The following is a 26,687-nucleotide window of genomic DNA, read 5'->3' as shown; positions in this document are numbered from 1 at the left end:
ATTAGCCCAACGACAAATGATCATTTGCCGATAAAACAAGCTGTTGGCCAATGAACTTTTAATGCCTTCCCCTTTGTGGGCGAGGTTTATCCAGCAATCGGGAGCCATATGGAGTTGCTCTGTCCCGCCGGCAACCTGCCGGCACTCAAAGCGGCGGTGGATAACGGCGCCGATGCGGTTTATATCGGCCTGAAAGACGATACCAACGCCCGCCATTTCGCCGGCCTGAACTTCACCGAAAAACGGCTAGAGGAAGCGCAGGAGTATGTACATCGCCACCAGCGAAAACTGCATGTGGCCATTAATACCTTCGCCCACCCTGACGGCTATGCTCGCTGGCAGCGCGCGGTGGATACGGCGGCCCAAGGCGGCGCGGATGTCCTGATCCTGTCCGATCCCGCCATGCTGGAGTACGCGGCGGAACGTTACCCGCAGGTGGAGCGCCATGTTTCGGTACAGGCGTCGGCGACCAACGAAGCCGCCATCCGTTTTTATCAGCAGCATTTCGCCGTATCAAGGGTAGTACTACCCCGCGTACTGTCCATGCATCAGGTGAAACAATTAGCGCTCACCAGCACCGTACCGCTGGAAGTCTTCGCCTTCGGCAGCCTTTGCATCATGGCAGAGGGTCGTTGTTACCTCTCCTCATACCTGACCGGCGAATCGCCGAATACGGTGGGCGCCTGCTCACCGGCGCGTTTTGTCCGCTGGCAGCAAACCGAGGCGGGTATGGAATCGAGGCTCAACGATGTCTTGATCGACCGCTATCTGCCGGAGGAAAACGCCGGCTACCCCACTTTGTGCAAAGGCCGCTATTTTGTCGACGGCCAGCGATACCATACCCTGGAAGAACCCACCAGCCTGAATACGCTGGCATTGCTGCCGGAGCTTATGGCCGCCAACATCGCCTCGGTGAAAATAGAAGGACGGCAGCGTAGCCCGGCCTATGTCAGCCAGGTGACCAAGGTATGGCGCCAGGCCATCGACAGCTGCCGGGCGGATCCCGAGCATTTCGAACCGCAGGCCGCCTGGAACCAGGCGCTGGGCGCGGTATCCGAAGGCACCCAAACCACCCTGGGCGCCTATCATCGCCGTTGGCAGTAACAGGAGACCGACATGAAATATGCACTGGGGCCGGTACTCTACTACTGGACCAAAGCCGATATCGAGACGTTCTATTCCGCCGCCAGCACCGGCGACGCCGACGTGATTTATTTGGGAGAAACCGTTTGCAGCAAACGCCGGGCCCTAAAAACCGGCGATTGGCTGGAACTGGCCGCCGCCGTGGCGCGATCGGGCAAGCAGGTGGTTCTCTCCACCCTGGCGCTGATTCAGGCCCCGTCCGAACTGACGGAAATCAAACGCTATCTCGACAACGGGGATTTTTTGCTGGAAGCGAACGATATCGGCGTGGTCCAGATGGCGGCGGAAAACGGCTTGCCTTTTGTCGCGGGACCGGCCCTGAACTGCTACAACGCCTATACGTTACGCATCCTGCATCGGCAAGGCATGGTGCGCTGGTGTATGCCGGTGGAGCTGTCGCGGGACTGGCTGCAAAATATTCTCCTGCAGTGTGAAGAGCTGGGATTTCGCCGGCAGTTCGAGGTAGAACTGTTTAGCTACGGTCATTTACCTCTGGCCTATTCAGCCCGCTGTTTCACCGCCCGCTCGGAAAACCGGTCGAAAGATGAGTGCCAAACCTGCTGTATTCAATATCCCCAAGGCAGGCAGGTGCTGTCACAGGAACAGCAGCAGGTATTCGTGCTTAACGGCATACAAACCCAAAGCGGTTATTGTTATAACCTGATTAATGAACTGCCCTCCATGCAAGGTTTGGTGGACGTGGTGCGTCTTTCCCCCCAGAGCATGGAAACCCTGGTTATGCTGAAACATTTCCGTGCCAATGAGCAGGGACAACGACCATTGTCCCTGAGTCAAAATGCCGATTGCAACGGCTACTGGCGCCGGGTGGCCGGACTGACTCTGGTGGAGTGAGAGGCCTTCATTATCCGCAAGGAGCAGGGGAAGAGCCGCCGGCATAAATCCCCTCGCCCGCGCCGGAGGGAATAACCCTAGGGTTTAATGCAGTATCGAAAAATCCTGTTTTGGCTGATACTCATAGTTATCATTAGCCGGCAAAGTTATCGGCGTCATTGACTGCGAGTAACATTATGGCAAACCAACCCGTTCCGTTTTCTATTCTCGATCTCTCTCCGGTGCCGCAGGGCGCGGCGCCTCGTCAGGCATTTGAATCGTCACTGGACCTGGCCCGTCATGCCGAAACCTGGGGTTATAATCGCTATTGGCTGGCGGAGCACCACAATATGACCGGTATCGCCAGCGCCGCCACCTCGGTCCTGATAGGCTATATCGCCGGCGGTACCAAGACCCTGCGCCTGGGTTCCGGCGGGGTCATGCTGCCAAACCATTCCCCGCTGGTGATTGCCGAACAGTTCGGTACATTGGCGACGCTCTATCCGGGCCGGATTGACCTGGGCCTGGGCCGGGCCCCCGGCACCGATCAGCGCACCATGGTGGCGCTGCGCCGCCATCTTTCCGGCGACACCGACAATTTTCCCCGCGACGTACAGGAACTGTTGATGTATTTCGACGACGTGCGGCCCGGAGCGCCGGTTCAGGCGGTACCGGGACAGGGTTTGCATGTGCCGATATGGCTGCTGGGTTCCAGTCTGTACAGCGCACAATTGGCCGCCGCCCTGGGTTTGCCGTTCGCTTTTGCCTCCCACTTCGCACCGGATTTGCTGTGGCAGGCGTTGAAAATGTACCGTACGCAGTTCACGCCCTCCGCCACTCTGGATAAACCTTATGCAATGGTCTGTATCAATGTGATTGCCGCCGACAGCGAGCGTAATGCCCGTTATATGTTCACCTCGATGCAGCAACAGTTTATCAATCTGAGGCGCGGCCGCCCGGGTCCGTTGCCGGCGCCGGTGGAAGATATCGAAGCATTGTGGTCGGAGGGTGAACAGTATGGCGTCGAACAGGCGCTGCGCATGTCGGTGGTGGGCGACCGGGATAAAGTCCGCGCCGGACTGCAGGCGATACTGACCGAAACCGAGGCCGATGAGCTGATGATTAACGGCCAGATTTTTGATCACCAGGCCCGGCTGCACTCGTTTGACATCGCTATGAGCGTACGGGCGGAGCTGACGTTATAGCCATCGCCGGCCGGGGCCGATTTTAAGCAAAAAAAAACCGCCGTGAGGCGGTTTTTTCATGCGCTATAGGCCCACGATCATTGAACGTGCAACGAACCTGTTAGAGGGAGACCGTGCTGATGGGGTCGAAGCGGGCGTGGTTTTTCCGCCCGCCGGAGCGCCCCACAGCGCGGTAGGCCCGCGATCATCGAACGTGCAACGAACCTGTTAAAGGGAGTGCCCCATAGCACTCTAAAGCACGAGCGCAGGGTTGACAAAAAAGACTACCCAATCACAGGACCGATTGAAACCGCCGTGAGGCGGTTTGTCATCCTATCTTATGCATCACCGCCCACACGGCGGCGACTTGCCGGTGCGGCTGCGCTGTCGCCATCACGACGCGGGGCGCGTTGGCCGTCGCGGCTGAAACGACGCTCGGTGCCGGCTCCGCCTTCACGACGATCGCTGAAGTTACGACGGGCCGGAGCGCCGGCCGGGGCGCTGCCGCCTTCGCGACGTTCACCGCCGCCAAAGCTGCCGCGAGGTGCGCCGCCACGGCGTTCACCGCGCGGTTGAGCCTGCGCTTCCCCTACGAACTGCATATTCATCGGCTTGTTAAGGATGCGAGTACGGGTGAAGTGCGACAGCATATCCCCTGGCATCCCCTTCGGCAGCTCGATGGTGGAGTGAGAGGCAAACAGCTTGATGTTGCCGATATACCGGCTGCTGATATCACCTTCGTTGGCAATGGCGCCCACGATATGGCGAACTTCCACACCATCGTCACGGCCCACTTCAATGCGGTACAAATCCATTTCACCCACGTCGCGACGTTCACGGCGCGCCGGACGTTCACCACCGGCACCGGCGCTTTCAGGACGACGTTCATCCCGTTCGCGGAATTCACGGCGCGGACGACGGTCAATAACCGGATCCGGCGGCAGGATCAGCGGACGTTCGCCCTGAGCCATTTTCAGCAGCGCTGCGGCCAGGGTTTCCATATCCAGTTCTTCCAGCGGTTGGATCTTCGCCAACAGCCCGCGATACATATCCAAATCGCTGCTTTCCAGCTGTATCTGAACCTTGGCGGCAAATTTTTCCAGACGACGCTGGCTGAGCACTTCGCCGGTAGGAATATCCACTTCTGGAATAGCCAGCTTCATGATACGTTCGATATTCTTCAGCAAACGGCGTTCGCGGTTCTCAACGAACAGCAGCGCGCGTCCGGCGCGGCCCGCACGGCCGGTACGGCCGATACGGTGGACATAGGACTCGGAATCCATCGGGATGTCATAGTTCACCACCAGGCTGATACGATCCACATCCAGTCCGCGTGCCGCCACATCGGTGGCAATCAGAATATCCAGACGACCGTCCTTCAGACGATCCAGGGTTTGTTCCCGCAGCGCCTGGTTCATATCGCCGTTAAGGGCGGCGCTGTTGTAGCCGCTGTGCTCAAGCGCTTCTGCCACTTCCAGCGTGGCATTTTTAGTGCGCACGAAGATGATGGCGGCGTCGAAATCTTCCGCTTCCAGGAAGCGCACCAGCGCTTCATTCTTGCGCATGCCGTGCACCGTCCAGTAACTCTGGCTGATATCGGGACGGGTGGTCACGCTGGACTGAATTCTGACTTCCTGCGGATCGTTCATGAAACGACGGGTAATCCGGCGAATCGCCTCAGGCATCGTGGCGGAGAACAGCGCCGTCTGATGCTTGGCGGGGATTTGCGCCATAATGGTTTCCACGTCTTCGATAAAGCCCATACGCAGCATTTCGTCGGCTTCATCCAGCACCAAACCGCTGAGTTTGGATAAATCGAGGGTACCGCGTTTCAAATGGTCGAGCAGACGACCCGGCGTACCCACTACAACCTGCGGCCCTTGGCGCAGGGCGCGCAATTGAACGTCATAACGCTGGCCGCCGTAAAGCGCCACCACGTTAATGCCTTTCATATGCTTGGCAAAATCGGAAATCGCTTCCGCGACCTGTACGGCCAACTCACGGGTTGGCGCCAGAACCAGCACCTGCGGCGCGGCCAGTCCCGCATCAATATTATGTAATAAGGGCAAGGCAAACGCAGCGGTCTTCCCGCTCCCGGTTTGCGCCATACCCAGAACATCACGGCCCGCCAGCAACTGCGGGATACACTCTAACTGGATTGGCGATGGTTTTTCGTAGCCCAGATCGATAAGAGCGTTGAGGATGGGAGTGGAGAGTCCCAAATCAGCAAAAGTGGTTTCAACTTCAGACATGTACACGTGCCTCATTTCATCATGGCGGCCAGTCTACATACCTCGTCGTGAAAACTTTCAGTCATTTTCATCAAAAGTGTGAACCGGCTCAAATTGGATTAAAAACGGACAAACAAGCCCTCACCCTCGCAGGTGATAAAAAAAAGGTAATGGGCTGAGTTGTTTAGTTCGTCAGCTATTGCTGGTCCGATTCTGATAGGTCGTCTTGCCCTTGGCCTAAGAGCGCCAATTCCAACAATGCATAGCGGTGCTCAACAAAGTTATGTACGTTGTTAGCGACCGTCAGTTTGAACAGCGCCGAAGCGGAGTTCTTGTCCCCCAGACTCAGGTAGTGTTTACCTAAATAGAAGTCAGTTTCACTGAGATGCTCGGCGAGCGAAGTGTTATCCGTTGCGTCCGCCTTAAGGCGCTCCATCAGCGTTGTTTCACTGATGTCCCCCAGGTAGAACTCGACAATATTCCATCCCCACTGCCCCCTGTTCGCTTTCTGATAGCGCTGTGCCAGCGCGTCTTTGGCTTTGTTGGTGTCGATTTGTTTCTCCACCAGGTAAAGCCACAGCGAACGGAATGGATCATTTGGGTCGTCGCGATAAAACGCCTGCAGATCATCCTGCGCTAAACGATAGCGGCCTCCATAATACAAGGCGATGCCACGGTTTAAATACGCGTAATTGTAAGTTGGATCAAGCTCTAGTACAGAATCAAACGCTTCATAGGCAGCGTCAAAATTGCCTGCCTGCGTTAAATATATGCCGAGATAATTAAAAACTTCCGGCATATCGGGTCGTATTGCCAGCGCTTGTGAAAAATCATTCCGCGCTAACGCACGCAACCCTAGACTATCATACAGCACTCCGCGCTCATATAATAGCTGTGCTCGTTCATCATCGGTTAGTGCCCGGCTAGCGAGAATCTGTTCCATGCGCGCCAGGATGACTTCCTGTTGTAACGTCGGCTGTAAGGGAACAGCTAAAACGTCATCTTTACTACGCCAATCAATGTTGCTGCATCCTGCCAGCATAAACGCCATCGCAACGAACCACCAGCGCAAGTAAGGCCTCATTTCCCACTCCCGAAGAAAAACATTGGATGAACGTCCTGTCCCCCATCGGCTTAACACAAGGCGTCCCGCCCTTGTGATACGATCAGCTCCCTACAACGTAAGGAGCTGAAAATTGCGCTAACACTTATTATACTCTTTTATCGTGCCGATTTATTCTACTTCAGGTACTGCCGCATCCTGACCAGGCGTGGTGGCTTCTTTAATGCTCAAACGCACGCGCCCCTGACGATCGACTTCCAATACCTTGACCGGCACTTCTTGTCCCATTTGCAAATAGTCGGCCACTTTTTCCACACGCTTGTCGGCAATTTGGGAAATATGCACCAAGCCTTCTTTGCCGCCGCCGATTGCCACAAAGGCGCCGAAATCGACAATACGAGTGACTTTACCATTATAGACCCGGCCCACTTCAATTTCAGCGGTAATCTCTTCGATGCGGCGGATGGCATGGCGCGCTTTCTCACCGTCGGTGGCGGCGACTTTAACCGTGCCGTCATCCTCGATTTCGATGGTAGTCCCGGTTTCTTCCGTCAGGGCGCGAATCACTGAACCGCCCTTGCCAATCACATCCTTAATCTTATCCGGACTGATTTTGATGGTATGGATACGGGGTGCGAACTGAGAAATATCACCACGCGGCGAACTGATAGCCTGTTCCATCACACCCAGAATATGCAACCGGGCGCCTTTGGCCTGATTGAGCGCCACCTGCATGATTTCGCGGGTGATGCCTTCAATCTTGATATCCATCTGCAACGCGGTGACGCCTTCACGGCTGCCGGCTACTTTAAAATCCATGTCGCCAAGATGATCTTCATCACCCAGGATATCCGACAACACAACAAAGTTATCCCCTTCCTTTACCAGTCCCATGGCGATCCCGGCCACTGCCGCTTTGATCGGCACGCCGGCATCCATCAGCGCCAGCGAAGCGCCGCACACGGAAGCCATGGAGGAAGAACCGTTGGATTCGGTGATTTCCGACACCACACGCACGGTGTAGGGAAATTCATTGGCTTTCGGCATCACGGCCAACACGCCGCGTTTCGCCAGTCGGCCGTGACCGATTTCCCGGCGTTTCGGCGAACCGACCATGCCGGTTTCACCCACGCAGTACGGAGGGAAGTTATAGTGTAGCAGAAAACGGTCGGTACGCTCGCCGGTCAATTCGTCAATATTCTGCGCGTCACGCTCGGTACCCAAGGTGGCGGTAACCAGCGCCTGGGTTTCGCCACGGGTAAACAGTGCCGAACCATGGGTGCGCGGCAATACGCCGGTACGGATATCCAGACCGCGGATCATGTCTTTTTCACGGCCGTCGATACGCGGTTCGCCACGCAACACCCGACTGCGGACAACGGTTCTTTCCAGGCTGGCCAGCAGTTCCTGAATTTCGCCGCCGTCAAGGGCAGCGTCCTGGGACAGCAGCGCCGCGACAACGTCGGACTTGATGGTGTCCACCTGGGCGTAGCGCGCCTGTTTTTCGGTAATGCGGTAAGCATCGCCCATACGGCCTTCGGCCAGTTCGGCAACCCGTGCCTGCAAAGCGGCATTCACTTCCGGCGCGTGCCAATCCCATCTCGGTTTGCCGGCTTCCGCCGCCAGGGCCTTGATATTTTCAATCACCACCTGCTGCTGCTCATGGCCGAATACCACCGCACCCAGCATTTCGTCTTCGCTCAACAGCTGCGCTTCAGATTCCACCATCAGCACCGCGTTAGCCGTGCCGGCGACCACCAGGTCCAACTGACTGTCAACCAATTCGGCGGTTGTGGGATTCAAAACATATTGCTTGTTGATATAACCGACCCGCGCGACGCCGATAGGACCGTTAAACGGGATGCCGGACAGGCTCAGAGCGGCGGAAGCGCCGATCATGGCCACGATATCCGGGCTGACCTGCGGATTAACGGAGACAACGGTGGCGATAACCTGAACTTCATTCAGGAAACCATCGGGAAACAGCGGGCGAATAGGACGGTCGATCAAACGTGAAATCAGGGTTTCGCCTTCACTGGGACGGCCTTCACGACGGAAGAAACCGCCCGGAAAACGTCCCGCGGCGTAGGTGCGTTCCTGGTAGTTAACGGTGAGCGGAAAGAAGTCCTGTCCCGGTTTGGCATGTTTAGCGGCTACCACGGTAACGAATACAGCGGTGTCGTCCATGCTGACCATCACGGCGGCAGTGGCCTGGCGGGCCATCATTCCGGTTTCCAGCGTTACAGTATGTTGTCCATATTGAAACTTGCGTACAATCGGATTTAGCAAAATGATATCCTTTTTCTGGGCGGGCTTTCTCTGTCTCGCTCGCCGATAACTATACCCGTCATACTTCAGGTTGCAGGTGCGTTGGCTTTGCTGCAACTCGCATTATTCAGGGTATTACCCATCTTCCTATTGCATCCTCGCGACTAATGACAATCCTTATCCCCTTGGATAAAGCCTCTCATTAGCCGCGCGAATCTCAGCAATTGAAGAATATTCTTCAGCAACAACATATTACATTGCGTGGCTATCGCTGCCTAACTTCCTTGCTGCTTGCCTGCCGCTTAGAAGAAAGGGGCCGCATAAGGCCCCTTTCTACCAATTCTGTCTGGCTTAACGACGCAGACCCAGGCGCTCGATCAGGCTGGTATATCGCGCGACGTCTTTACCTTTCAGGTAGTCAAGCAGCTTACGACGCTGTGAAACCATGCGCAGCAGACCACGACGGCTATGGTGATCTTTCTTATGTTCCGCAAAATGGCCTTGCAAATGGCTGATTTGAGCGGTTAAAAGAGCAACCTGTACCTCGGTGGAACCGCTATCTTTGGCATCACGGCCGAAATCAGTAACGATTTTTGCTTTTGCTTCTACACTTAGAGACATTATAACACTCCAAAATTATTGTGAAATACATAGGCGCCGATCTCTAATTCAGCAACCCCGTTCATAAGCCGCGCTATTCTACTCTTAGCATCGGTCGGAAGCAAGGCGCAGACTCATTCAGACACCAGCCGACGGGGGGCGACCATGCCCGGTTCGGTGATTTCCCCCACCCCGAAAAAAGCGCGCTCCGGCCCTTCGGTCAATCGGACCATGGCGTTTTGCGGCATATCCCCAAACGAAACCGACACCGCTTGTCCCAGCCTGACATAACCGGCCAGTACGGCGGTGAGATTGACTTCCGGCATGGCGGACAGCGCGCTGTCCATAGGCAGCAGCAGCTTATCCAGCGAGGCCAGGGTATCGGCGGCGGTGGGATCCTCGCCGGACAGCGCGCGCAGTTGTTCCAGCGTCACCATCCGATCGCCGGGATAATCCGCCACCGCCAGACGGCGCAGTTGGATAACATGGGCGCCGCAACCGAGCATTTCGCCGAGATCGTCGATAATGGTCCGGATATAGGTGCCCTTCGAACAGTGGATTTCCAATTCAACGCTCTGCAGATCCCAATGTATCAGCTTCAGCTCATACAGGGTGATCGGCCGGGGAGCTCGCTCCACCTCGATTCCCTGGCGCGCATACTCATACAGGGGCCGGCCCTGATGTTTAAGCGCCGAATACATGGAGGGAACCTGCATGGATTGACCGCGAAAGCGTTGCAGGGCCTGCTCCAGCTGTTCCTGGTGCAGGTCCACGGGGCGCTCGCTGATAATTGCTCCTTCCGCATCCGACGTATCGGTGCGCTGTCCCAGCCGGGCCACCACCCGATAACGTTTGTCCGCATCCAGCAGATGCTGGGAAAACTTGGTGGCTTCACCCAGGCAGATGGGCAGCATCCCCGTGGCCAGAGGATCCAGGGCGCCGGTATGCCCGGCTTTGTTGGCCACGAACAGGCGCTTCACTTTTTGCAGCAGGTCATTGGAGGAAAGCCCCATGGGCTTGTCCACCAGGACGATGCCGTTTATGTCTCGGCCGCGACGGCTGGGACGTCCCATCAGTCCTCCTTGCCCTCGTCCGGTTCCGATTCGCTGTGCCGGGCGCGATCCTGCTGTACCACCTGGCTGACCAGGTTGGACATTCTCATCCCTTCCACCAGCGAATTGTCATAGGCAAAGGTCAGTTCCGGCACCACCCGCAGACGCATGGCTTTACCCAGCAAGCTGCGGATAAACCCGGACGCGTCCTGTAATGCGTTGATGCCCGTTTTGATTTGCTGCGGCTCGTTATCGTTGAGGAAAGTCACAAACACCTTGGCATAGGCCAGATCGCGCGAGACTTCCACAGCGGAAACCGTCGCCATGCCCACCCTGGGATCTTTGATTTCGCGCTGCAGGATGATGGCGATTTCTTTTTGCATCTCCTGCGAGACGCGCTGGGTGCGACTGTATTCTTTTGCCATTTTACATTCTCCAGACAAAACAGAGGGCATAATGCCCCCTGTTACCGCTGACAAATATGCTCGGAGTTAATAAGGTGGGACAGGATGATAGAAGAGTAAACCGTCCGCGCCATGGACCAATGCGTATGGAACGCATTGGAATAACGCCACAAGGCGCCGGCCCGCAGGGTGGCTCTCACGGATGAGAACCATAATCGCGCGAATCGAGCCTCCATGGAAGGATTCACGGCAGGTTTACCGTATCGTTACGATCTGGCGTCCAGTCCCGACCGGGCACCTTGTCAACAAGCTAGGGGGCGTAATGCCCCCTGTTACTATCAATCGATGGTACGCTGAATCTCGATGGTTTCGAAGACTTCGATCACATCGCCCGGCTGGACGTCGTTATAGTTCTTGACGCCGATACCGCATTCCATGCCGTTGCGCACTTCGGCAACGTCATCTTTAAAGCGGCGCAGGGATTCCAGCTCGCCTTCATAGATAACGACGTTATCACGCAGCACGCGGATTTTATTGTTACGCTTGACCAGGCCTTCCGTGACCATACAGCCGGCGATGGCGCCGAATTTCGGTGAACGGAACACATCGCGCACTTCAGCCAGACCGATGATTTCCTGACGATATTCCGGTGCCAGCATCCCGCTCATGGCCTGTTTGACTTCGTCAATCAGCTCATAAATAATCGAGTAGTAACGCAGGTCCAGGCTTTCCGATTCGATGACCTTACGGGCGGACGCATCGGCGCGGACGTTAAAGCCCAGGATAATGGCATTGGACGCCGCGGCCAGGGTGGCATCGGTTTCCGTGATACCCCCGACGCCGGAACCCACGATCTTGACCTTGACTTCCGCGGTGGACAACGCTTCAAGCGCATCGCCGATGGCTTCGGCAGAACCCTGGACATCGGCTTTCAGCACGATATTCAATTCGGAGACTTCGCCTTCGGTCATGTTGGCGAACATATTCTCCAGCTTGGATTTCTGCTGACGCGCCAGTTTCACTTCGCGGTATTTACCCTGGCGATACAAAGCCACTTCACGGGCTTTCTTTTCATCACGCACCACGGTTGCTTCGTCACCGGCAGCCGGCACACCGGACAAGCCGAGGATTTCCACCGGAATCGACGGGCCGGCGGAAGAGACTTCACGTCCCAGTTCGTCACGCATGGCGCGAACCCGGCCGTATTCAAAGCCGCACAGGACGATATCGCCCTTGTTAAGGGTACCTTCACGCACCAGCACGGTGGCAACCGGACCACGGCCTTTATCCAGGAAGGATTCAATCACCGCGCCGCTGGCCATACCGACACGAATGGCTTTAAGCTCGAGGACTTCCGCCTGCAGCAGGATGGCGTCCAGCAGTTCATCGATACCGGCCCCGGATTTCGCCGAGACGTTGACGAACTGGCTTTCACCGCCCCACTCTTCCGGAATCACGCCGTATTGCGTCAACTCGTTCTTAACGCGATCCGGATCGGCTTCCGGTTTATCGATCTTGTTCACCGCCACCACCACCGGTACCTTGGCGGCCTTGGCATGCTGGATGGCTTCGATGGTCTGCGGCATCACGCCGTCATCGGCGGCCACAACCAGCACCACGATATCCGTCGCCTGGGCGCCGCGGGCACGCATGGCGGTAAACGCCGCATGTCCCGGGGTATCCAGGAAGGTGATCATGCCGTTTTCGGTTTCAACGTGGTAAGCACCGATATGCTGGGTAATGCCCCCGGCTTCACCGGCCGCCACCTTGGTGGAGCGGATATAGTCCAGCAGCGAGGTTTTACCATGGTCGACGTGCCCCATGATGGTCACCACTGGCGCACGGGGTTCAGCCACCGCGTCGATATCACGGTCGCTCAGCACCCTCTCTTCCAGTTCGTTTTCACGACGCAGAATCACCTTATGGCCCATCTCTTCGGCCACCAGCTGCGCGGTTTCCTGGTCGATCACCTGGTTAATGGTTGCCATGGCGCCGAGTTTCATCATCGCCTTGATAACCTGTGAGCCCTTCACCGCCATTTTATTGGCCAGCTCCGCCACGGTGACGGTTTCGCCGATCACCACATCACGGTTGACTATCTGGGCAGGCTTGGTGAAGCTTTGCTGCAAGGTGCTCGGCTTGCGCTTGCCTTTGCCGCCGCGGGTAACGGCGCGAGCCTCTTCGCGATCGGCTTTGGATTCAGATAAACGGCTGGTTTTTTTCTGTTTGGTGGCCTTGCCGCCCCGGGTACGGGCACGACGTTCGCCTTCCACCTTGCGATCGTTTTCATCTTCCGCTTCACGGGCGTGATGGGAAGTGGTGACGTGATAATCGCTGGCATCTTCTTCCACCGGTTCCGGCGTGGCAACCCAGGTACCGCCGTTCTCTTCCGCCATCCGCTTGGCTTCTTCCATAGCGAGGCGGGCACTTTCTTCAACCTTGCGACGCGTTTCCTCTTCCGCTTTACGTCTAAGCTCAGCGGCCTCGGCTTCACGGCGGGCTTTTTCAGCCGCCTGTGGTGACTTGGTCATATGATTGGTCTGCTGGTTGGTCAATTTTTCACTTTCCGCTGCCGCGCGTTTCGCTGACTCAGCGGCCTCACGTTTGGCTTTATCGTCGGCCGCACGTTTTGCTTTTTCTTCGGCTTCACGCTTGGCTTTCTCAGCGGCTTCACTGGCAGCACGCTCTTGGGCTTCACGAAGGGCCAGTTCTTCCGCTTCACGTTTTGCCAGCTCTTCCGCTTCCGCCTGTTCAGCGGATTGTGAATCGCGTTGCACATAGGTACGTTTTTTGCGGACTTCAATTTGTACAGACTTACTTTTACCGCCGGTACTGGGAATATTCAAGGTACTGCGTGTTTTACGCTGCAAAGTTAATTTGTTCGGCACGCTGCCCCGTTCACGGTTCAGGTACGCCAATAATGTTTGTTTCTCATGCTGGGTCACAGAATCCGCCGCGGTCTTATCGATACCAGCATCAGCAAACTGCTGTACCAGGCGATCGACCGGAGTCTGAATTTCTGCGGCGAGCGATTTTACGGTTACATCTGTCATGCTGTTCCTTTCCTGCTACAGTTTATTACGCGTTGTCGCCAAACCAACAGATATTACGGGCGGCCATAATAAGCTCACCGGCCTTTTCGGTACTCAGCCCTTCAATATCCGACAGGTCATCGACACCCTGTTCGGCAAGATCTTCCAGCGTACAAACACCGCGCGCCGCCAGCTTGAACGCCATCTCACGCTCAAGCTCCGGCAAATTTAGCAGGTCTTCAGCCGGCTTGCCCCCGCCGCGAGTCTCTTCCTGCGCCAAGGCGAGCGTGGTCAGGGCATTTTTAGCCCGTTCACGCAGCGCTTCTACCATGTCTTCATCAAGCCCTTCGATTTCCATTAATTCCTTGATCGGGACATAGGCGAGCTCTTCCAATGAGGAGAAACCTTCCTCCACCAGCACAGTGGCGAACTCTTCATCTATGTCCAGATGCTTGGTGAAAATATCAATGGCGGCGTGGGCTTCAGCCTGATGTTTTTCTTGCAGATCCTCGACCGTCATGACGTTCAGTTCCCAGCCGCTAAGCTGTGACGCCAGACGAACGTTCTGCCCGTTGCGACCGATAGCCTGCGCCAGGTTACCGGACTCAACCGCGATGTCCATGGTGTGCTTGTCTTCATCCACGACGATGGAGGCAACATCAGCGGGGGCCATGGCGTTAATCACAAATTGAGCCGGATTATCATCCCACAGAACGATATCGATACGCTCTCCGCCCAATTCGCTGGAAACCGCCTGCACGCGCGCACCGCGCATACCGACACAGGCGCCTACGGGATCAATACGCTTATCATTGGTTTTCACAGCGATTTTAGCCCGGGAACCCGGGTCGCGGGCGGCGGCTTTTATTTCTATCACTTCTTCGCCGATTTCCGGCACTTCGATACGGAACAACTCGATCAGCATCTCGGGGCGCGAACGACTGACAAACAGCTGCGCGCCGCGCGCTTCAGGACGTACGGAATAAAGCACGCCTCGAATCCGATCGCCGGGACGGAAATTCTCCCGCGGCAGCATATCCTCACGGCCGATGACCGCTTCGGCATTGCTGCCCAGATCGAGGCTGATATTGTCGCGATTGACCTTTTTCACCACGCCGGTGACTATCTCGCCTTCATGCTGGCGGAACTGATCCACCACCATAGCGCGTTCAGCCTCGCGCACTTTCTGGACGATAACCTGCTTTGCGGTCTGGGTAGTGATGCGGTCAAAGACCACGGACTCAATCTCATCTTCTACATACCCGCCGAGAACAGCGCTGGGATCTTCAAACTGGGCGGCGTCAAAGGTGATTTCACGGGTCGGTTGCGTGACTTCGTCGACAATGACCCAACGACGGAAGGTTTCGAAATCGCCGGTTTTCCGATCGATATTGACACGAACCTCGATTTCTTGCTCGTATTTTTTCTTTGTTGCCGTCGCCAGCGCGGTTTCCAATGCTTCAAAAATTTTTTCACGAGGAACCGCTTTCTCGTTGGAAACTGCTTCAACAACAGCCAGAATTTCTTTATTCATCCTAGTTGCCTCATTAAAACGTTAAAAGTGGGGTACCAGGTTCGCTTTCTGGATGTTGCTTAAAGCGAACACTTCATCTTTTCCTTCCACCGTCACCGTGATCATTTCGCCGTCAACCGTTTTAATGATTCCCTGCCACTTGCGACGATTCTGCATCGCGATACGCAATACCACGCTGACTTCTTCACCAATGAATTGCGCATAATGCTCGGCGGCAAATAACGGGCGATCGAGCCCCGGCGAAGAAACCTCGAGGCTGTAAGCCACTGTAATCGGGTCCTCGAGATCCAGCACCGCGCTGATCTGGCGGCTGACATCAGCACAATCATCAACGGTGATACCCTTGTCGCTATCAATATAGATACGTAACGTCGACTGGCGGCCCCGGATAAACTCTATACCCACAAGCTCGTAGCCCAAGGCTTTCACCGGTGCGCTGACTATCTCCGTCAATTTTTGTTCTAATGTGGACAAGCCCACCCCCAAGACATAAAAAAAGGGCTAAAAAGCCCAGTAGTTCTATCGTTTAATAACAAAAAACCCCGAAAATTCGGGGCTTTTTGCGACTGGGACCCTGTAAGCCGCGGGCGGCTTTACAACATTCCATAGAATCTTTTTTCAAACGCCGCTGCGATAAGACCAGTATAACGCTTAAGACAGTATATTTGAAAAAGAACTCTAAAGGAAAATGGTTGCGGGGGCCGGATTTGAACCGACGACCTTCGGGTTATGAGCCCGACGAGCTACCAGGCTGCTCCACCCCGCGTCTGAAATCGTTGCGAATATTACGCTGATAGCCGCCAAAAAGCAAGTTATCATTATGTTAGATAGGTTTTAATCACATCCCCCCTTTATATAACTTACTGTTATAGAGGGAATTTAAAACAATAGCCAATATCCTACTTCTTGCGCTGTAACCGCATCCTCCAACCGGTGCTACCGGCGCCACACGGCAAAGACCGCTGTTGGCACGGAGAAGAGCACCGCAAGCGCGGCTGAGTATTTCATAACGCCAAGAGCGGAGCAAGCCTCTTTTGCAGCGGCCGAGCGGTTTCCCTACCGCCCGCGCCAAAGGAAGTGCTAGAGCCCGGGTTGTCATAAGCGCTTATTTAGCCGTTTTGTTCGGCGAAGCATTGGCATTGTCGATAGGCGCTACGTTGCTGGCGACCTTGATGGGTCCGGTCTTTTCAAAGTGCTTACGCAAATCCCGCACCGAGTTTTTCGCCCCGGTTGTAAAAGGTGCCTGTTGATTGGTGGCGGTGGCAACGGTGCGCGTTGAACGATCTGTTATAGCGGCTTCGTTGGAGCCAGCCTGGTCCGCGTCCGTCTTCTCAAATACGCTACGCATATCAGGTCTCTTGTCGGATACAGGTTGATCTTTTACATTCAGCTCGGTCGGGCGGGCCGAATTTTTAACACTAAATTTGGATTCGTACTTTCCGGTAGTCTCATTCAAAAACACAAAAGAGCGCAAAGAATCAGGCGCCTCCTTTTCCACGGTCGCTCTGGTGGTTGGGTCAGCCATCGCCAGGACTATAGTGTCCGCCAGTCTCATTTGCATGAAATTACGCAGAGGGTCGTTTGTCAGCTTGTCACATAATTCCTGTAGATTGGCATAATCCAATTTGGCATCCAAAAAAGCGTCAATAGCCCTTTGCCCCCGGAACTCACCGTTATTACAGTCTCTTGCATCAATCTTCAAGGTTTTGATTTCGGTACCGTCCGGCAATCTAATTGCCGTCTTGAACACAATCGTTTCGGCGGGAATTTCAATGTTGCCTTTAGCGAATCCAGGATGGGTCGGATTGTCCATCAAAAGTTTTATCAATGCCTTGCCGTTTTTTTCAAGCACATTACCATCGTTGGTTAACGATTTAAGGACATTCTTGGCCGATACCAAACGTTCCGCCGGATCGGTTATCATTTTTATAACCATGGCGGTAACATCCGGCTTGTTTGGGGTTGTTTGCGTCTGAGGCCTGAAGAATAAGTGCTGGATCAACCTCCCCATTCCGTCTTTAAGGGAGCAGATGCCGGACTTGATCAAGGCAAAAGGCTTAAGCATGGTATTGCCCACGCTTTTAAAACCCTGTTGCAAGCCGTTTGTCGCCGTGTTGTGATTGGTATCGGACTTAGCGTCATCTATGCCCGGCGTGACAGTTGAGTCAGTAGAAGGGGGGACCCTGTTGCTTGATGTAATATTGTTTGCCACGATTATTTTGCTCCGCTTTCTATCCAATGATTTATTGCATGTATCGGGTTACCCTTGAGCAAATAAAACTGATTATTAAAAAATGATTAATTTGCTTAGGAAAACTATGCCATCAAACCAGCGGGAAGACTTTTAGATATCGCTTATTCAGCTTTTAGCCTTTATCGGCCCGAGGAGACGTCAGGAGAGGGACAAACAAACAGAGGAAAGGGAAAACCCTTTCGGCGCAAGAAGAGGTCAGGTCTACGTGGTTGGAATAAGAGGATATTAGGATATCGAGGTTTTAAAATCAAAAAAGACGTCCATTGACGTCCTTTATTCAAGCTTGGTACCGAGGACGGGACTTGAACCCGTAAGCCCAATCGGGCACTACCACCTCAAGGTAGCGTGTCTACCAATTTCACCACCTCGGCACTCTTTATTCCACTGACTTATTTCACTGACTTATTTTACTGCCTTCATTCACCGGCCCAACTTCCAACGAGCCTATTTCATCTACTCATCGCCGGTGACGTTACGTATCGCCGAACGCTTGCCATTCACTGGCTAAAGGTCGGGATTATTGCGGGATATCGTTATTCGATTTTGCCGGCGCTTGGGAAGGTGCTTTTTCCGATTGCACGGGCTGACTCAAATTATCCCACTCACTGCCTTTTTTGGTATGACTGCCGTTCAGATTGCCCAACACCAGGCTAAGGATAAAAAACAATGTCGCCAGCACCGCCGTCACACGAGTCATGAAGTTACCGGAACCGCTGGATCCGAACAGGGTCGCGGAAGCGCCTGCGCCGAACGAGGCCCCCATATCAGCACCCTTGCCTTGCTGTAGCATGATCAGCGCAACCAGCCCGACAGAGACCAACAGGAATATGACTAACAGAGCTTCATACATAATCTTTGGTGTCCTTGCGGGTTTACCCGCGCGTTAAACGACTGCCCCGGTTCGGCGATGATAAACTCCGACTGAAGCGGGTGTGAATACTAACGAAAGCAGGGTGCGCACGCAAGGGTAAATTGCGGCTAACGAACTGATTGAAGAAAAAAACGTCACAGGTTAACCGGCGGCCTTCACCGCATCGGCTATCAGGTGAGCCAATCGTTTAACCAGTTCGTCTTCCTCGCCTTCCACCATGACCCGTATCAGCGGCTCGGTGCCGGATTTACGCAGCAATACCCGGCCCCTTCCGGCCAGCGCGCTTTCCACCTCCGCCAAGGCCTGTTTCACCAGCGTCGATTCCAGCGGGTCGTTACTGCCGGTGAAACGCACGTTCACCAGAATTTGCGGCAGGAGGCGCATGCCGCTGCATAAGTCATGCAGGGTCATATGATTCCCCACCATGGCGGACAATACCTGCAGACCGGCGATAATACCGTCGCCGGTGGTGGTTTTATCCAGCAGGATCACGTGGCCTGAATTTTCCGCCCCGATGCGCCAGCCTTTTTCCTGCAGCTTTTCCAGCACATAGCGGTCTCCCACTTTTGCCCGCACAAAGGGGATCCCCAATTGCTTGAGCGCCAGTTCCAGGCCCATATTGCTCATTTGGGTACCCACCACACCGCCGCTAAGCTGGCCCTGGCGCAATTTTTCCCGGGCGATGATATAGAGGATCTGATCCCCGTCCACCTTATTGCCGAGATGGTCTACCATGATAACCCGATCGCCATCGCCGTCATACGCGATGCCCAGCGCGGCTTTCTCTTCCAGCACCCGCCGTTGCAATAGGCGCACATCGGTGGCGCCGCACTCCTGGTTGATATTCATGCCGTCCGGCTGGCAACCGATGGCCGTGACATCGGCGCCGAGCTCCCGCAGCACGCTTGGCGCGATATGGTAGGTGGCGCCGTTGGCGCAATCCACCACGATCTTGAGGCCCTTCAGACTGCTGTTGCTGGGAAAGGTGCCTTTGCAGAATTCAATATAGCGGCCGGCGGCATCAACGATACGGCTGGCTTTCCCCAGTTCGGCGGATTCCACGCAGGTCAGGTTTTTTTCCAGCTCCGCTTCGATGGCTTCTTCCACCTCATCGGGTAATTTTGTTCCATCGATGGAGAAAAACTTGATGCCGTTGTCATAATAGGGATTGTGGGAAGCGGAAATCACGATCCCCGCTTCGGCCCGGAAGGTGCGCGTCAGATAGGCAATAGCCGGGGTCGGCATGGGTCCGGTAAACGCGGCGGATAAACCCGCCGCCGCCAGCCCGGCCTCCAGGGCCGATTCCAGCATATAACCGGAGATCCGCGTATCCTTGCCGATGATAATCTTGCGCGACCCGTGGCGAGCCAATACCTTGCCTGCGGCCCAACCCAGCTTCAAGACAAAATCCGGTGTGATGGGGCTATCCCCTACCTTGCCGCGGATACCGTCCGTTCCGAAGTATTTATGGTTACTCATACAAATAGTGATTCCTTCGCTGAAAGAGTCGCTTTGACCACAAGCATCGCCTCGATGGTTTCTTTGACATCGTGGACGCGGATAATCCGCGCCCCCTGCATGGCGGCAATGACCGCGCAGGCCACGCTGCCGATAACGCGTTGATCGGGAGGCACGTGAGTCAGTTCGCCAACCATGGATTTCCTCGACATGCCCACCAGAATCGGCAAACCAAACGAGTGAAAATCCTCCAGCCGGGCCAGAAGGCGGTAATTATGCGCTAAATTCTTGCCGAAACCGAAGCCCGGATCCAGCAGTAGGCGTTTTTTTTCGATGCCCGCCATCTGGCACTCGGCGATACGTCGGACAAAAAAGCTCTTCACCTCCGCCAGCACATCCTGATACGAGGGATCCTGTTGCATGGTGTGCGGTTCGCCCTGCATATGCATCAGGCAGACGGGCAGGCCGCTGTCGCGGGCCGCTTCCATGGCGCCGGGTTCGTTCAGGGCGCGGATATCATTTATCATATGCGCTCCCGCCGCCGCGCTCTCCCGCATCACCAGCGCCCGGGAGGTATCCACCGAAATAAACACCTCAAAGCGCTGCGCAAGAGCCTCCACCACCGGCAATACGCGTTCGGCTTCCTGTTCGGCGCTGACCGCCGCCGCGCCGGGCCGGGTGGACTCGCCGCCGATATCGATCAGCGTGGCGCCGGCATCAATCATTTCCCGCGCGTGAGTTAACGCCGCATCAAGGCGGTTGAAGCGTCCGCCGTCGGAAAAAGAGTCCGGCGTCACGTTAAGTATGCCCATGACCTGGGGCGTGTCGAGATCGAGCGTGCGTTGATTGACCATGAGTTGCATGATGGGATCCTTCCGTCTGGTTACCTGTACTAGCGGCATATCTTACCACCGTCCGGGGGAAAAACCCGCCGGACCCTTCTGATTGTCACACCAATAAAAAACCCCGGCGGTTAGGCCGGGGCTTTTCTATACTGCTGTTACGCAGGACCGATTGTTTACGCCCGGTTATTGCCGAACTGTTCGGACATGGTATTGCCCGTCGGCGTATTGGGCTGATCCACCGGCGTCGGCGCTTTAGGCGTGCCGCCGTTATCAGAGGAGTGGTTGCTCGGCGAATCGTCCCAGCCGGCAGGCGGGCGCACGGTTTTGCGGCCCATCAAATCATCAATTTGCGGCGCGTCGATGGTTTCATATTTCATCAATGCATCTTTCATTGAATGCAGGATATCCATATTTTCCATCAGCAAAGTACGGGCACGAGTGTAGTTGCGTTCAATCAGGGATTTCACTTCCTGGTCGATAATACGCGCCGTCTCGTCGGACATATGCTTCGCTTTCGCCACTGAACGGCCCAGGAAGACTTCCCCTTCCTCTTCGGCATACAGCAACGGCCCCAGCTTCTCGGAGAAGCCCCATTGCGTCACCATGTTACGGGCAATGGAAGTGGCCACTTTGATATCATTGGACGCGCCGGTGGACACTTTCTGCGGTCCGTAAATGATCTCTTCCGCCAAACGACCGCCGTAGAGAGTGGAAATCTGGCTTTCCAGCTTCTGGCGGCTGGCGCTGATGGCATCGCCTTCCGGCAGGAAGAATGTAACGCCCAACGCACGACCGCGGGGAATAATGGTTACTTTGTGAACCGGATCATGTTCCGGCACCAAACGACCGATAATGGCGTGGCCCGCTTCGTGGTACGCGGTGGATTCCTTTTGCGCTTCGGTCATCACCATGGATCGACGTTCAGCGCCCATCATGATTTTGTCCTTGGCTTTTTCAAATTCCACCATGGAGACCACGCGCTTGCTGCCGCGAGCGGCGAACAATGCGGCTTCATTCACCAGGTTGGCCAAATCGGCGCCTGAGAAACCAGGGGTACCGCGCGCTATCACGGAAGGGTCCATATCCGTGGATAACGGCACGCGACGCATATGCACTTTCAGAATCTGTTCACGACCGCGTACATCCGGCAATCCCACCACCACCTGGCGGTCAAAACGACCCGGACGCAGCAAAGCCGGATCCAGCACGTCGGGACGGTTAGTGGCGGCAATAACGATGATGCCTTCGTTGCCTTCAAAGCCGTCCATTTCCACCAGCATCTGATTCAGCGTTTGTTCACGTTCATCATGACCGCCGCCGAGGCCCGCGCCGCGCTGGCGACCCACGGCATCGATTTCATCGATAAAGATGATGCAGGGAGCGGCCTTTTTGGCCTGCTCGAACATATCGCGCACACGGGATGCGCCGACGCCGACAAACATTTCCACAAAATCAGAACCGGAAATGGTGAAAAACGGTACTTTAGCTTCACCGGCAATGGCTTTAGCCAGCAAGGTTTTACCTGTCCCCGGCGGCCCCACCATCAACACGCCTTTCGGAATTTTCCCACCCAGCTTCTGAAAGCGGCTCGGCTCGCGGAGATAATCCACCAGTTCGCTGACTTCTTCTTTTGCTTCGTCGCAGCCCGCCACATCGGCAAAGGTTGTTTTGATCTGATCCTCAGTGAGCATCCGGGCCTTGCTTTTGCCAAAGGACATCGCCCCCTTGCCGCCGCCGCCCTGCATTTGCCGCATAAAGAAGATCCAGACACCAATCAGCAACAGCATCGGGAACCAGGAAATAAATATAGAGGCCAGCAGGCTCGGTTCTTCCGGCGGCTCACCGACAACTTTAACGTTCTTGGTCAGCAGGGAATCCAATAACCTGGGGTCGTTGACCGGGATATAGGTTGTGTAACGGTTACTGTCTTTCCTGGTAACGGTAATCTCACGTCCGTTAATACGTGCTTCCCTAATCTGATCCTGATTCAATTCAGACATAAAGGTGGTGTAATCCACCTTACGGCCATTGGACTCGCTGGGCCCGAAGCTCTGAAATACAGACATCAGCACTACCGCGATGACCAACCAGAGAATCAGGTTTTTCGCCATGTCACTCAAGGGATTAACCTCATATTACAACGGTGTTAACAATTAGCGTAGGGTACTATATTTTGCGCCCTGTCGCCACAATGTACACTTCTCGCGAACGCGCGCGGGAAGCGTCTGGCTTACGAATCTTTACCTTCGTAAATAGGGAGCGAATTTCCCGCAGGTATTCATCAAAACCTTCTCCCTGAAAGACTTTAACCAGAAAACTGCCGCCTGGTGCCAGCACATCCCGGCACATCTCCAAAGCCAACTCCGCTAGATACATGGCTTTGGGAATATCGACAGCCGGGGTACCACTCATATTCGGTGCCATGTCGGACATGACCACCTGAATTTTTCCTTCGCCTACTCTCTCCAATAACGCCTTTAATACCTGAGGATCGCGAAAGTCGCCCTGCAGAAAATCGACGCCCACCATCGGATCCATGGGGAGAATATCACAGGCGATGATACGCCCTTTTTTGCCAATTTGCGTGGCGACATATTGCGACCAGCCGCCGGGGGCGGCGCCTAAATCCACTACGGCCATATCCTGTTTGAAAAGCTTGTCGCCCTGCTGTATTTCTTCAAGTTTAAACCAGGCGCGGGAACGCAGCCCTTTTTTTTGTGCCTCAAGTACATATTTATCGCTAAAGTGTTCCTGTAGCCACCGACTTGAGCTGCCGGAACGCTTTTTGGTGGTCATTTTATTATCCAACTATCCTGAAAGTGGGGCATTGGTGAAGGAATGAGGCACTCATGCGCCGGATACAATCACGACCGATTTGGTGATAATCATGAGATGGCGGTAGAATGTCCCGTTTTCAATCCCAACGTAAGTAAAAAAGACAAATGAATCTGAACAACAAGCAAAAACAGCACCTGAAAGGTCTGGCGCATCTGCTAAAACCCGTGGTCATGCTGGGCAATAACGGCCTGACGGAAGGCGTGCTGGCAGAAATCGAGCAAGCCATTGAGCATCATGAGCTGATCAAAATCAAAATCGCCGCCGAAGAACGCGACACCAAAAAGCTCATCGCCGATGCCATCGTGCGCGAGACCGGTGCCGTCTGCGTTCAGATAATCGGCAGCATCCTGGTGCTCTACCGCCCGGCTACGGAGCGGAAAATCACTTTACCGCGCTGACGACTTTGCTACCCCTGCATTTCTTACCTCTGCAAAGGTGCCATGCTCGTTAAAGCAGGAAAAGGCCACTTACGGCCTTTTTCCTTTCTTTACAATTCATCCTAAAGGCCGCGACTATCCCCTTACAGGTATTCCACCTTCTGGATTTCGTACTCCACATCGCCGCCCGGCGTACGAATCAGCGCGACATCCCCTTCTTCCTTTCCCACCAGGCCGCGGGCCATGGGTGAATTGATGGAGATGAGATTTTGTTTAAAATCCGCCTCATCGTCGCCGACAATACGGTAAGTCAGCTCTTCGTCGTTTTCCAGGTTCAGAACGCTCACCGTGCTACCGAAAATCACCCGGCCCTGAGCCGACATTTTAGTAACGTCGATAATCTGGGCATTGGACAATTTTGCTTCGATTTCCTGGATACGTCCTTCGCAAAACCCTTGTTGTTCACGCGCGGCGTGGTATTCCGCATTTTCTTTCAGATCGCCGTGCGCACGGGCATCGGCGATGGCTCTGATAATTTCCGGGCGACGAACGCTTTTCAAAAATTCGAGCTCTTCCCGCAATTTATCGGCACCACGCAAAGTCATTGGAACTGGAGTCATGGCATTACCTCTAAAATTCATCCTGCTAAGCTTTTCCCCTTCAAGACATGCCACCTTCAAGACATGCCACCTTCAAGACATATCGCCGTCCTGACATGACTTGAAGAAGTAGTCACGACGCAACTCTTTCCGCTACTACCTGAGCGAAAAGCAAAAAAAACCTGACCTGACGAGTTATCCCAGGTCGGGGCAATTTGCATTTTGATACGTATTTTAACCCAGAGTTCCGCATGGGTCATCGTTTACTTTAACCCTGTTTGCACCGTAGTATGGCAGCACGTTACATTGCCGTTGCCGAAAATTATGCGTTTTTCACGTTTACTCATAGGACTCACCAGCGTTTTCATGCTATCCGCACAGGCCACGCCGGTTGAAAATTACATGGAATCATTACCCGATGGCGCAAACCTGGCGTTGATTGTACAAAAAATCGGCGCCACCACGCCCGCCATCGACTTTCACAGCCAGCAAATGGCACTACCCGCCAGCACACAGAAGGTGATTACCGCCCTGGCGGCGTTATTGCAGCTAGGCCCGGATTATCGCTTTACCACTACGCTGGAAAGCTACGGGCCGGTCACCAACGGGGTTCTGCAGGGTAATCTGGTGGCCCGCTTCGGCGGCGACCCCACCCTGACCCGTCAACAGCTGCGCAATATGGTTGCCGCACTGCGCAAGCAGGGGATTCGTCAGATAGCCGGCGATCTGATTATCGATACCTCGGTATTCGCCAGCCACGACAAAGCACCCGGCTGGCCGTGGAATGATTTGACCGAATGTTTCAGCGCCCCGCCTGGTGCGGCAATCGTCGATCGCAACTGTTTTTCCGTTTCGCTTTACAGCGCCCCGAAAGCCGGGGATACCGCCTTTATCCGCGTGGCGTCCTATTACCCTGTGCAGATGTTCAGCCAGGTGCGGACCCTGGCGAAGGGCTCCCCCGACGCGCAGTATTGCGAACTGGACGTGGTCCCGGGCGAGTTGAACCGGTTTACCCTTACCGGCTGCATGCCGCAGCGGGCGGATCCCCTGCCGCTGGCCTTCGCTATCCAAGACGGCGCCAGTTATGCCGGCGCCATCCTGAAAGATGAACTGCAACAGGCGGATATCAACATCAACGGCACCCTCCGCCGCCAAACCAACCCCACCGCCGCCGGTACGGTACTGGCGCAGGCCTATTCCGCCCCGTTGCATGATTTGCTGCGGATCATGCTGAAAAAATCCGACAACATGATAGCCGACACGGTGTTTCGCACCATAGGCCACGAACGCTTCAAAGTGCCCGGCACCTGGCGCGCCGGTTCCGACGCGGTAAGGCAAATCCTGCGTCAGCAGGCCGGCATTGATTTGGGCAATACCATCCAGGTGGACGGTTCAGGTTTATCCCGCCACGATTTGCTCTCGCCGGCGACCATGATGCAGGTGCTGCAATATATCGGCCAGCACGATCAAACGCTGAACTTCATTTCCATGCTGCCGCTGGCGGGCTATGACGGCACCTTGATGTACCGCGCCGGGCTGCATGAGGCGGGAGTGGACGGCAAGGTATCGGCCAAAACCGGATCGCTGCAAGGCGTCTATAACCTGGCGGGTTTTATCACCACCGCCAGCGGTCAGCGGATGGCTTTTGTGCAATATCTTTCGGGATACGCGGTGCCGCCGCAGGATCAAAAAGATCGTCGCATTCCGCTGGTACGATTTGAAAGCCGATTGTATAAAGACGTCTACCAAAATAACTGATGACGACAACGCGCCGGCGGCAGGCTTGACCTGCCAACACCGAAGCTTAAATCGAGCGTGTTAAAGGGAGACCGTGTTTGCTGAGGCCGGGTCGAAGCGGGCGTGGTTTTTCCGCCCGCCGGAGTAGCCGTCTTCCAAGTCAACAACTTTGACAGGGTCTCGCCTGCTCTTTTTATTCTATGGCGGCCGTTTATGCATCACTTTAAGCACAAGCGGGGCCCGGTCAGGACAGGATGCTGGATCGTAAACACGCCGTGAATACGTCCATGTAGGCTCGATCCGCGCCATCCCTGGTGCGGACGGTTTACTCTTCCAGCATCCTGCCCCTCCCCATTAACTTCATGC

The 26,687-nt window shown here is 55.1% G+C and carries 21 protein-coding genes and 2 tRNA genes; 5 read left to right on the top strand and 18 right to left on the bottom strand.

The annotated features are described in order from the left end of the window. Positions 1-108: 108 nt before the first annotated feature. The 3 genes from HB631_RS07440 (at position 109) to HB631_RS07430 (ending at position 3,179) form a co-directional block, all read left to right on the top strand. Positions 109-1,104, top strand: a complete 996-nt coding sequence (locus tag HB631_RS07440) for a peptidase U32 family protein (protein WP_213990500.1) — start codon at positions 109-111, stop codon at positions 1,102-1,104. 12 nt (positions 1,105-1,116) lie between these two features. After that, entirely contained in the window at positions 1,117-1,995 is an 879-nt protein-coding gene (locus tag HB631_RS07435) for a U32 family peptidase (protein ID WP_213990499.1), read from the top strand. A gap of 176 nt (positions 1,996-2,171) precedes the next feature. Continuing rightward, positions 2,172-3,179: a luciferase-like monooxygenase gene (locus HB631_RS07430; protein WP_213990498.1), complete on the top strand. Its 1,008-nt coding sequence runs from the start codon at positions 2,172-2,174 to the stop codon at positions 3,177-3,179. A gap of 317 nt (positions 3,180-3,496) precedes the next feature. Here the strand turns inward: HB631_RS07430 and HB631_RS07425 are convergent, their stop codons facing one another. From HB631_RS07425 to rlmE, 17 genes are all read right to left on the bottom strand, one after another. Further along, entirely contained in the window at positions 3,497-5,410 is a 1,914-nt protein-coding gene (locus HB631_RS07425) for a DEAD/DEAH family ATP-dependent RNA helicase (protein WP_213990497.1), read from the bottom strand. A 175-nt stretch (positions 5,411-5,585) separates the two neighbouring features. Beyond that, a complete protein-coding gene (nlpI, locus tag HB631_RS07415; protein ID WP_132925805.1) occupies positions 5,586-6,473 on the bottom strand; it encodes a lipoprotein NlpI in 888 nt (295 codons plus the stop codon). A gap of 150 nt (positions 6,474-6,623) precedes the next feature. Then, positions 6,624-8,741, bottom strand: a complete 2,118-nt coding sequence (pnp, locus tag HB631_RS07410) for a polyribonucleotide nucleotidyltransferase (RefSeq protein ID WP_213990496.1) — start codon at positions 8,739-8,741, stop codon at positions 6,624-6,626. Positions 8,742-9,071: 330 nt separating this feature from the next. Then, positions 9,072-9,341: a 30S ribosomal protein S15 gene (rpsO, locus tag HB631_RS07405; protein ID WP_074012496.1), complete on the bottom strand. Its 270-nt coding sequence runs from the start codon at positions 9,339-9,341 to the stop codon at positions 9,072-9,074. A 113-nt stretch (positions 9,342-9,454) separates the two neighbouring features. Beyond that, the gene (gene truB / locus HB631_RS07400) at positions 9,455-10,393 is read right to left on the bottom strand and encodes a tRNA pseudouridine(55) synthase TruB (RefSeq protein ID WP_213990495.1); all 939 of its coding nucleotides are present in this window, start codon (positions 10,391-10,393) and stop codon (positions 9,455-9,457) included. Next, entirely contained in the window at positions 10,393-10,797 is a 405-nt protein-coding gene (gene rbfA, locus HB631_RS07395) for a 30S ribosome-binding factor RbfA (RefSeq protein WP_213990494.1), read from the bottom strand. Before rbfA ends, truB begins: the two co-directional genes overlap by 1 nt. Positions 10,798-11,114: 317 nt before the next feature. Then, on the bottom strand, positions 11,115-13,829 hold the full coding sequence (infB, locus tag HB631_RS07390; protein ID WP_213990493.1) for a translation initiation factor IF-2: 2,715 nt from the start codon (positions 13,827-13,829) through the stop codon (positions 11,115-11,117). Positions 13,830-13,854: 25 nt separating this feature from the next. Further along, a complete protein-coding gene (nusA, locus tag HB631_RS07385) occupies positions 13,855-15,342 on the bottom strand; it encodes a transcription termination factor NusA (protein ID WP_213990492.1) in 1,488 nt (495 codons plus the stop codon). Between the two features lie 21 nt (positions 15,343-15,363). Then, the gene (gene rimP, locus HB631_RS07380; RefSeq protein ID WP_213990491.1) at positions 15,364-15,816 is read right to left on the bottom strand and encodes a ribosome maturation factor RimP; all 453 of its coding nucleotides are present in this window, start codon (positions 15,814-15,816) and stop codon (positions 15,364-15,366) included. Positions 15,817-16,031: 215 nt separating this feature from the next. Beyond that, a tRNA-Met gene (locus HB631_RS07375) sits at positions 16,032-16,108 on the bottom strand. A gap of 339 nt (positions 16,109-16,447) precedes the next feature. Next, the gene (locus HB631_RS07370) at positions 16,448-17,554 is read right to left on the bottom strand and encodes a hypothetical protein (RefSeq protein ID WP_213990490.1); all 1,107 of its coding nucleotides are present in this window, start codon (positions 17,552-17,554) and stop codon (positions 16,448-16,450) included. Positions 17,555-17,880: 326 nt separating this feature from the next. Further along, positions 17,881-17,967, bottom strand: a tRNA-Leu gene (locus tag HB631_RS07365). Between the two features lie 146 nt (positions 17,968-18,113). Then, the gene (secG, locus tag HB631_RS07360; RefSeq protein ID WP_213990489.1) at positions 18,114-18,446 is read right to left on the bottom strand and encodes a preprotein translocase subunit SecG; all 333 of its coding nucleotides are present in this window, start codon (positions 18,444-18,446) and stop codon (positions 18,114-18,116) included. A 162-nt stretch (positions 18,447-18,608) separates the two neighbouring features. Beyond that, positions 18,609-19,946 carry a phosphoglucosamine mutase gene (gene glmM, locus HB631_RS07355; RefSeq protein WP_213990488.1) on the bottom strand — a complete coding sequence of 446 codons (1,338 nt, stop codon included), beginning with the start codon at positions 19,944-19,946 and terminating at the stop codon, positions 18,609-18,611. Further along, positions 19,943-20,788, bottom strand: coding sequence for a dihydropteroate synthase (gene folP, locus HB631_RS07350; protein ID WP_213990487.1), 846 nt, complete (start codon positions 20,786-20,788; stop codon positions 19,943-19,945). Before folP ends, glmM begins: the two co-directional genes overlap by 4 nt. A gap of 155 nt (positions 20,789-20,943) precedes the next feature. Continuing rightward, entirely contained in the window at positions 20,944-22,881 is a 1,938-nt protein-coding gene (gene ftsH, locus HB631_RS07345; RefSeq protein ID WP_213990562.1) for an ATP-dependent zinc metalloprotease FtsH, read from the bottom strand. Positions 22,882-22,936: 55 nt separating this feature from the next. Next, positions 22,937-23,566 carry a 23S rRNA (uridine(2552)-2'-O)-methyltransferase RlmE gene (gene rlmE / locus HB631_RS07340; protein WP_213990486.1) on the bottom strand — a complete coding sequence of 210 codons (630 nt, stop codon included), beginning with the start codon at positions 23,564-23,566 and terminating at the stop codon, positions 22,937-22,939. A gap of 146 nt (positions 23,567-23,712) precedes the next feature. Here rlmE and yhbY point away from each other — a divergent pair, with 146 nt between their 5' ends. Then, entirely contained in the window at positions 23,713-24,006 is a 294-nt protein-coding gene (gene yhbY / locus HB631_RS07335; protein ID WP_213990485.1) for a ribosome assembly RNA-binding protein YhbY, read from the top strand. Positions 24,007-24,128: 122 nt separating this feature from the next. On the opposite strand, the gene greA is transcribed toward yhbY, so the two are convergent. Then, positions 24,129-24,605 carry a transcription elongation factor GreA gene (greA, locus tag HB631_RS07330; RefSeq protein WP_213990484.1) on the bottom strand — a complete coding sequence of 159 codons (477 nt, stop codon included), beginning with the start codon at positions 24,603-24,605 and terminating at the stop codon, positions 24,129-24,131. A 303-nt stretch (positions 24,606-24,908) separates the two neighbouring features. On the opposite strand from greA, the gene dacB reads away from it, so the two are divergent. Then, positions 24,909-26,342: a serine-type D-Ala-D-Ala carboxypeptidase gene (dacB, locus tag HB631_RS07325; RefSeq protein ID WP_213990483.1), complete on the top strand. Its 1,434-nt coding sequence runs from the start codon at positions 24,909-24,911 to the stop codon at positions 26,340-26,342. The last annotated feature ends 345 nt before the right edge of the window (positions 26,343-26,687 follow it).

This window comes from Sodalis sp. dw_96 (genome assembly GCF_018449575.1).
In the GTDB taxonomy this organism is placed as follows: Bacteria; Pseudomonadota; Gammaproteobacteria; order Enterobacterales; family Enterobacteriaceae; genus Acerihabitans.
This window is presented reverse-complemented; position numbering and strand designations above follow the sequence as displayed.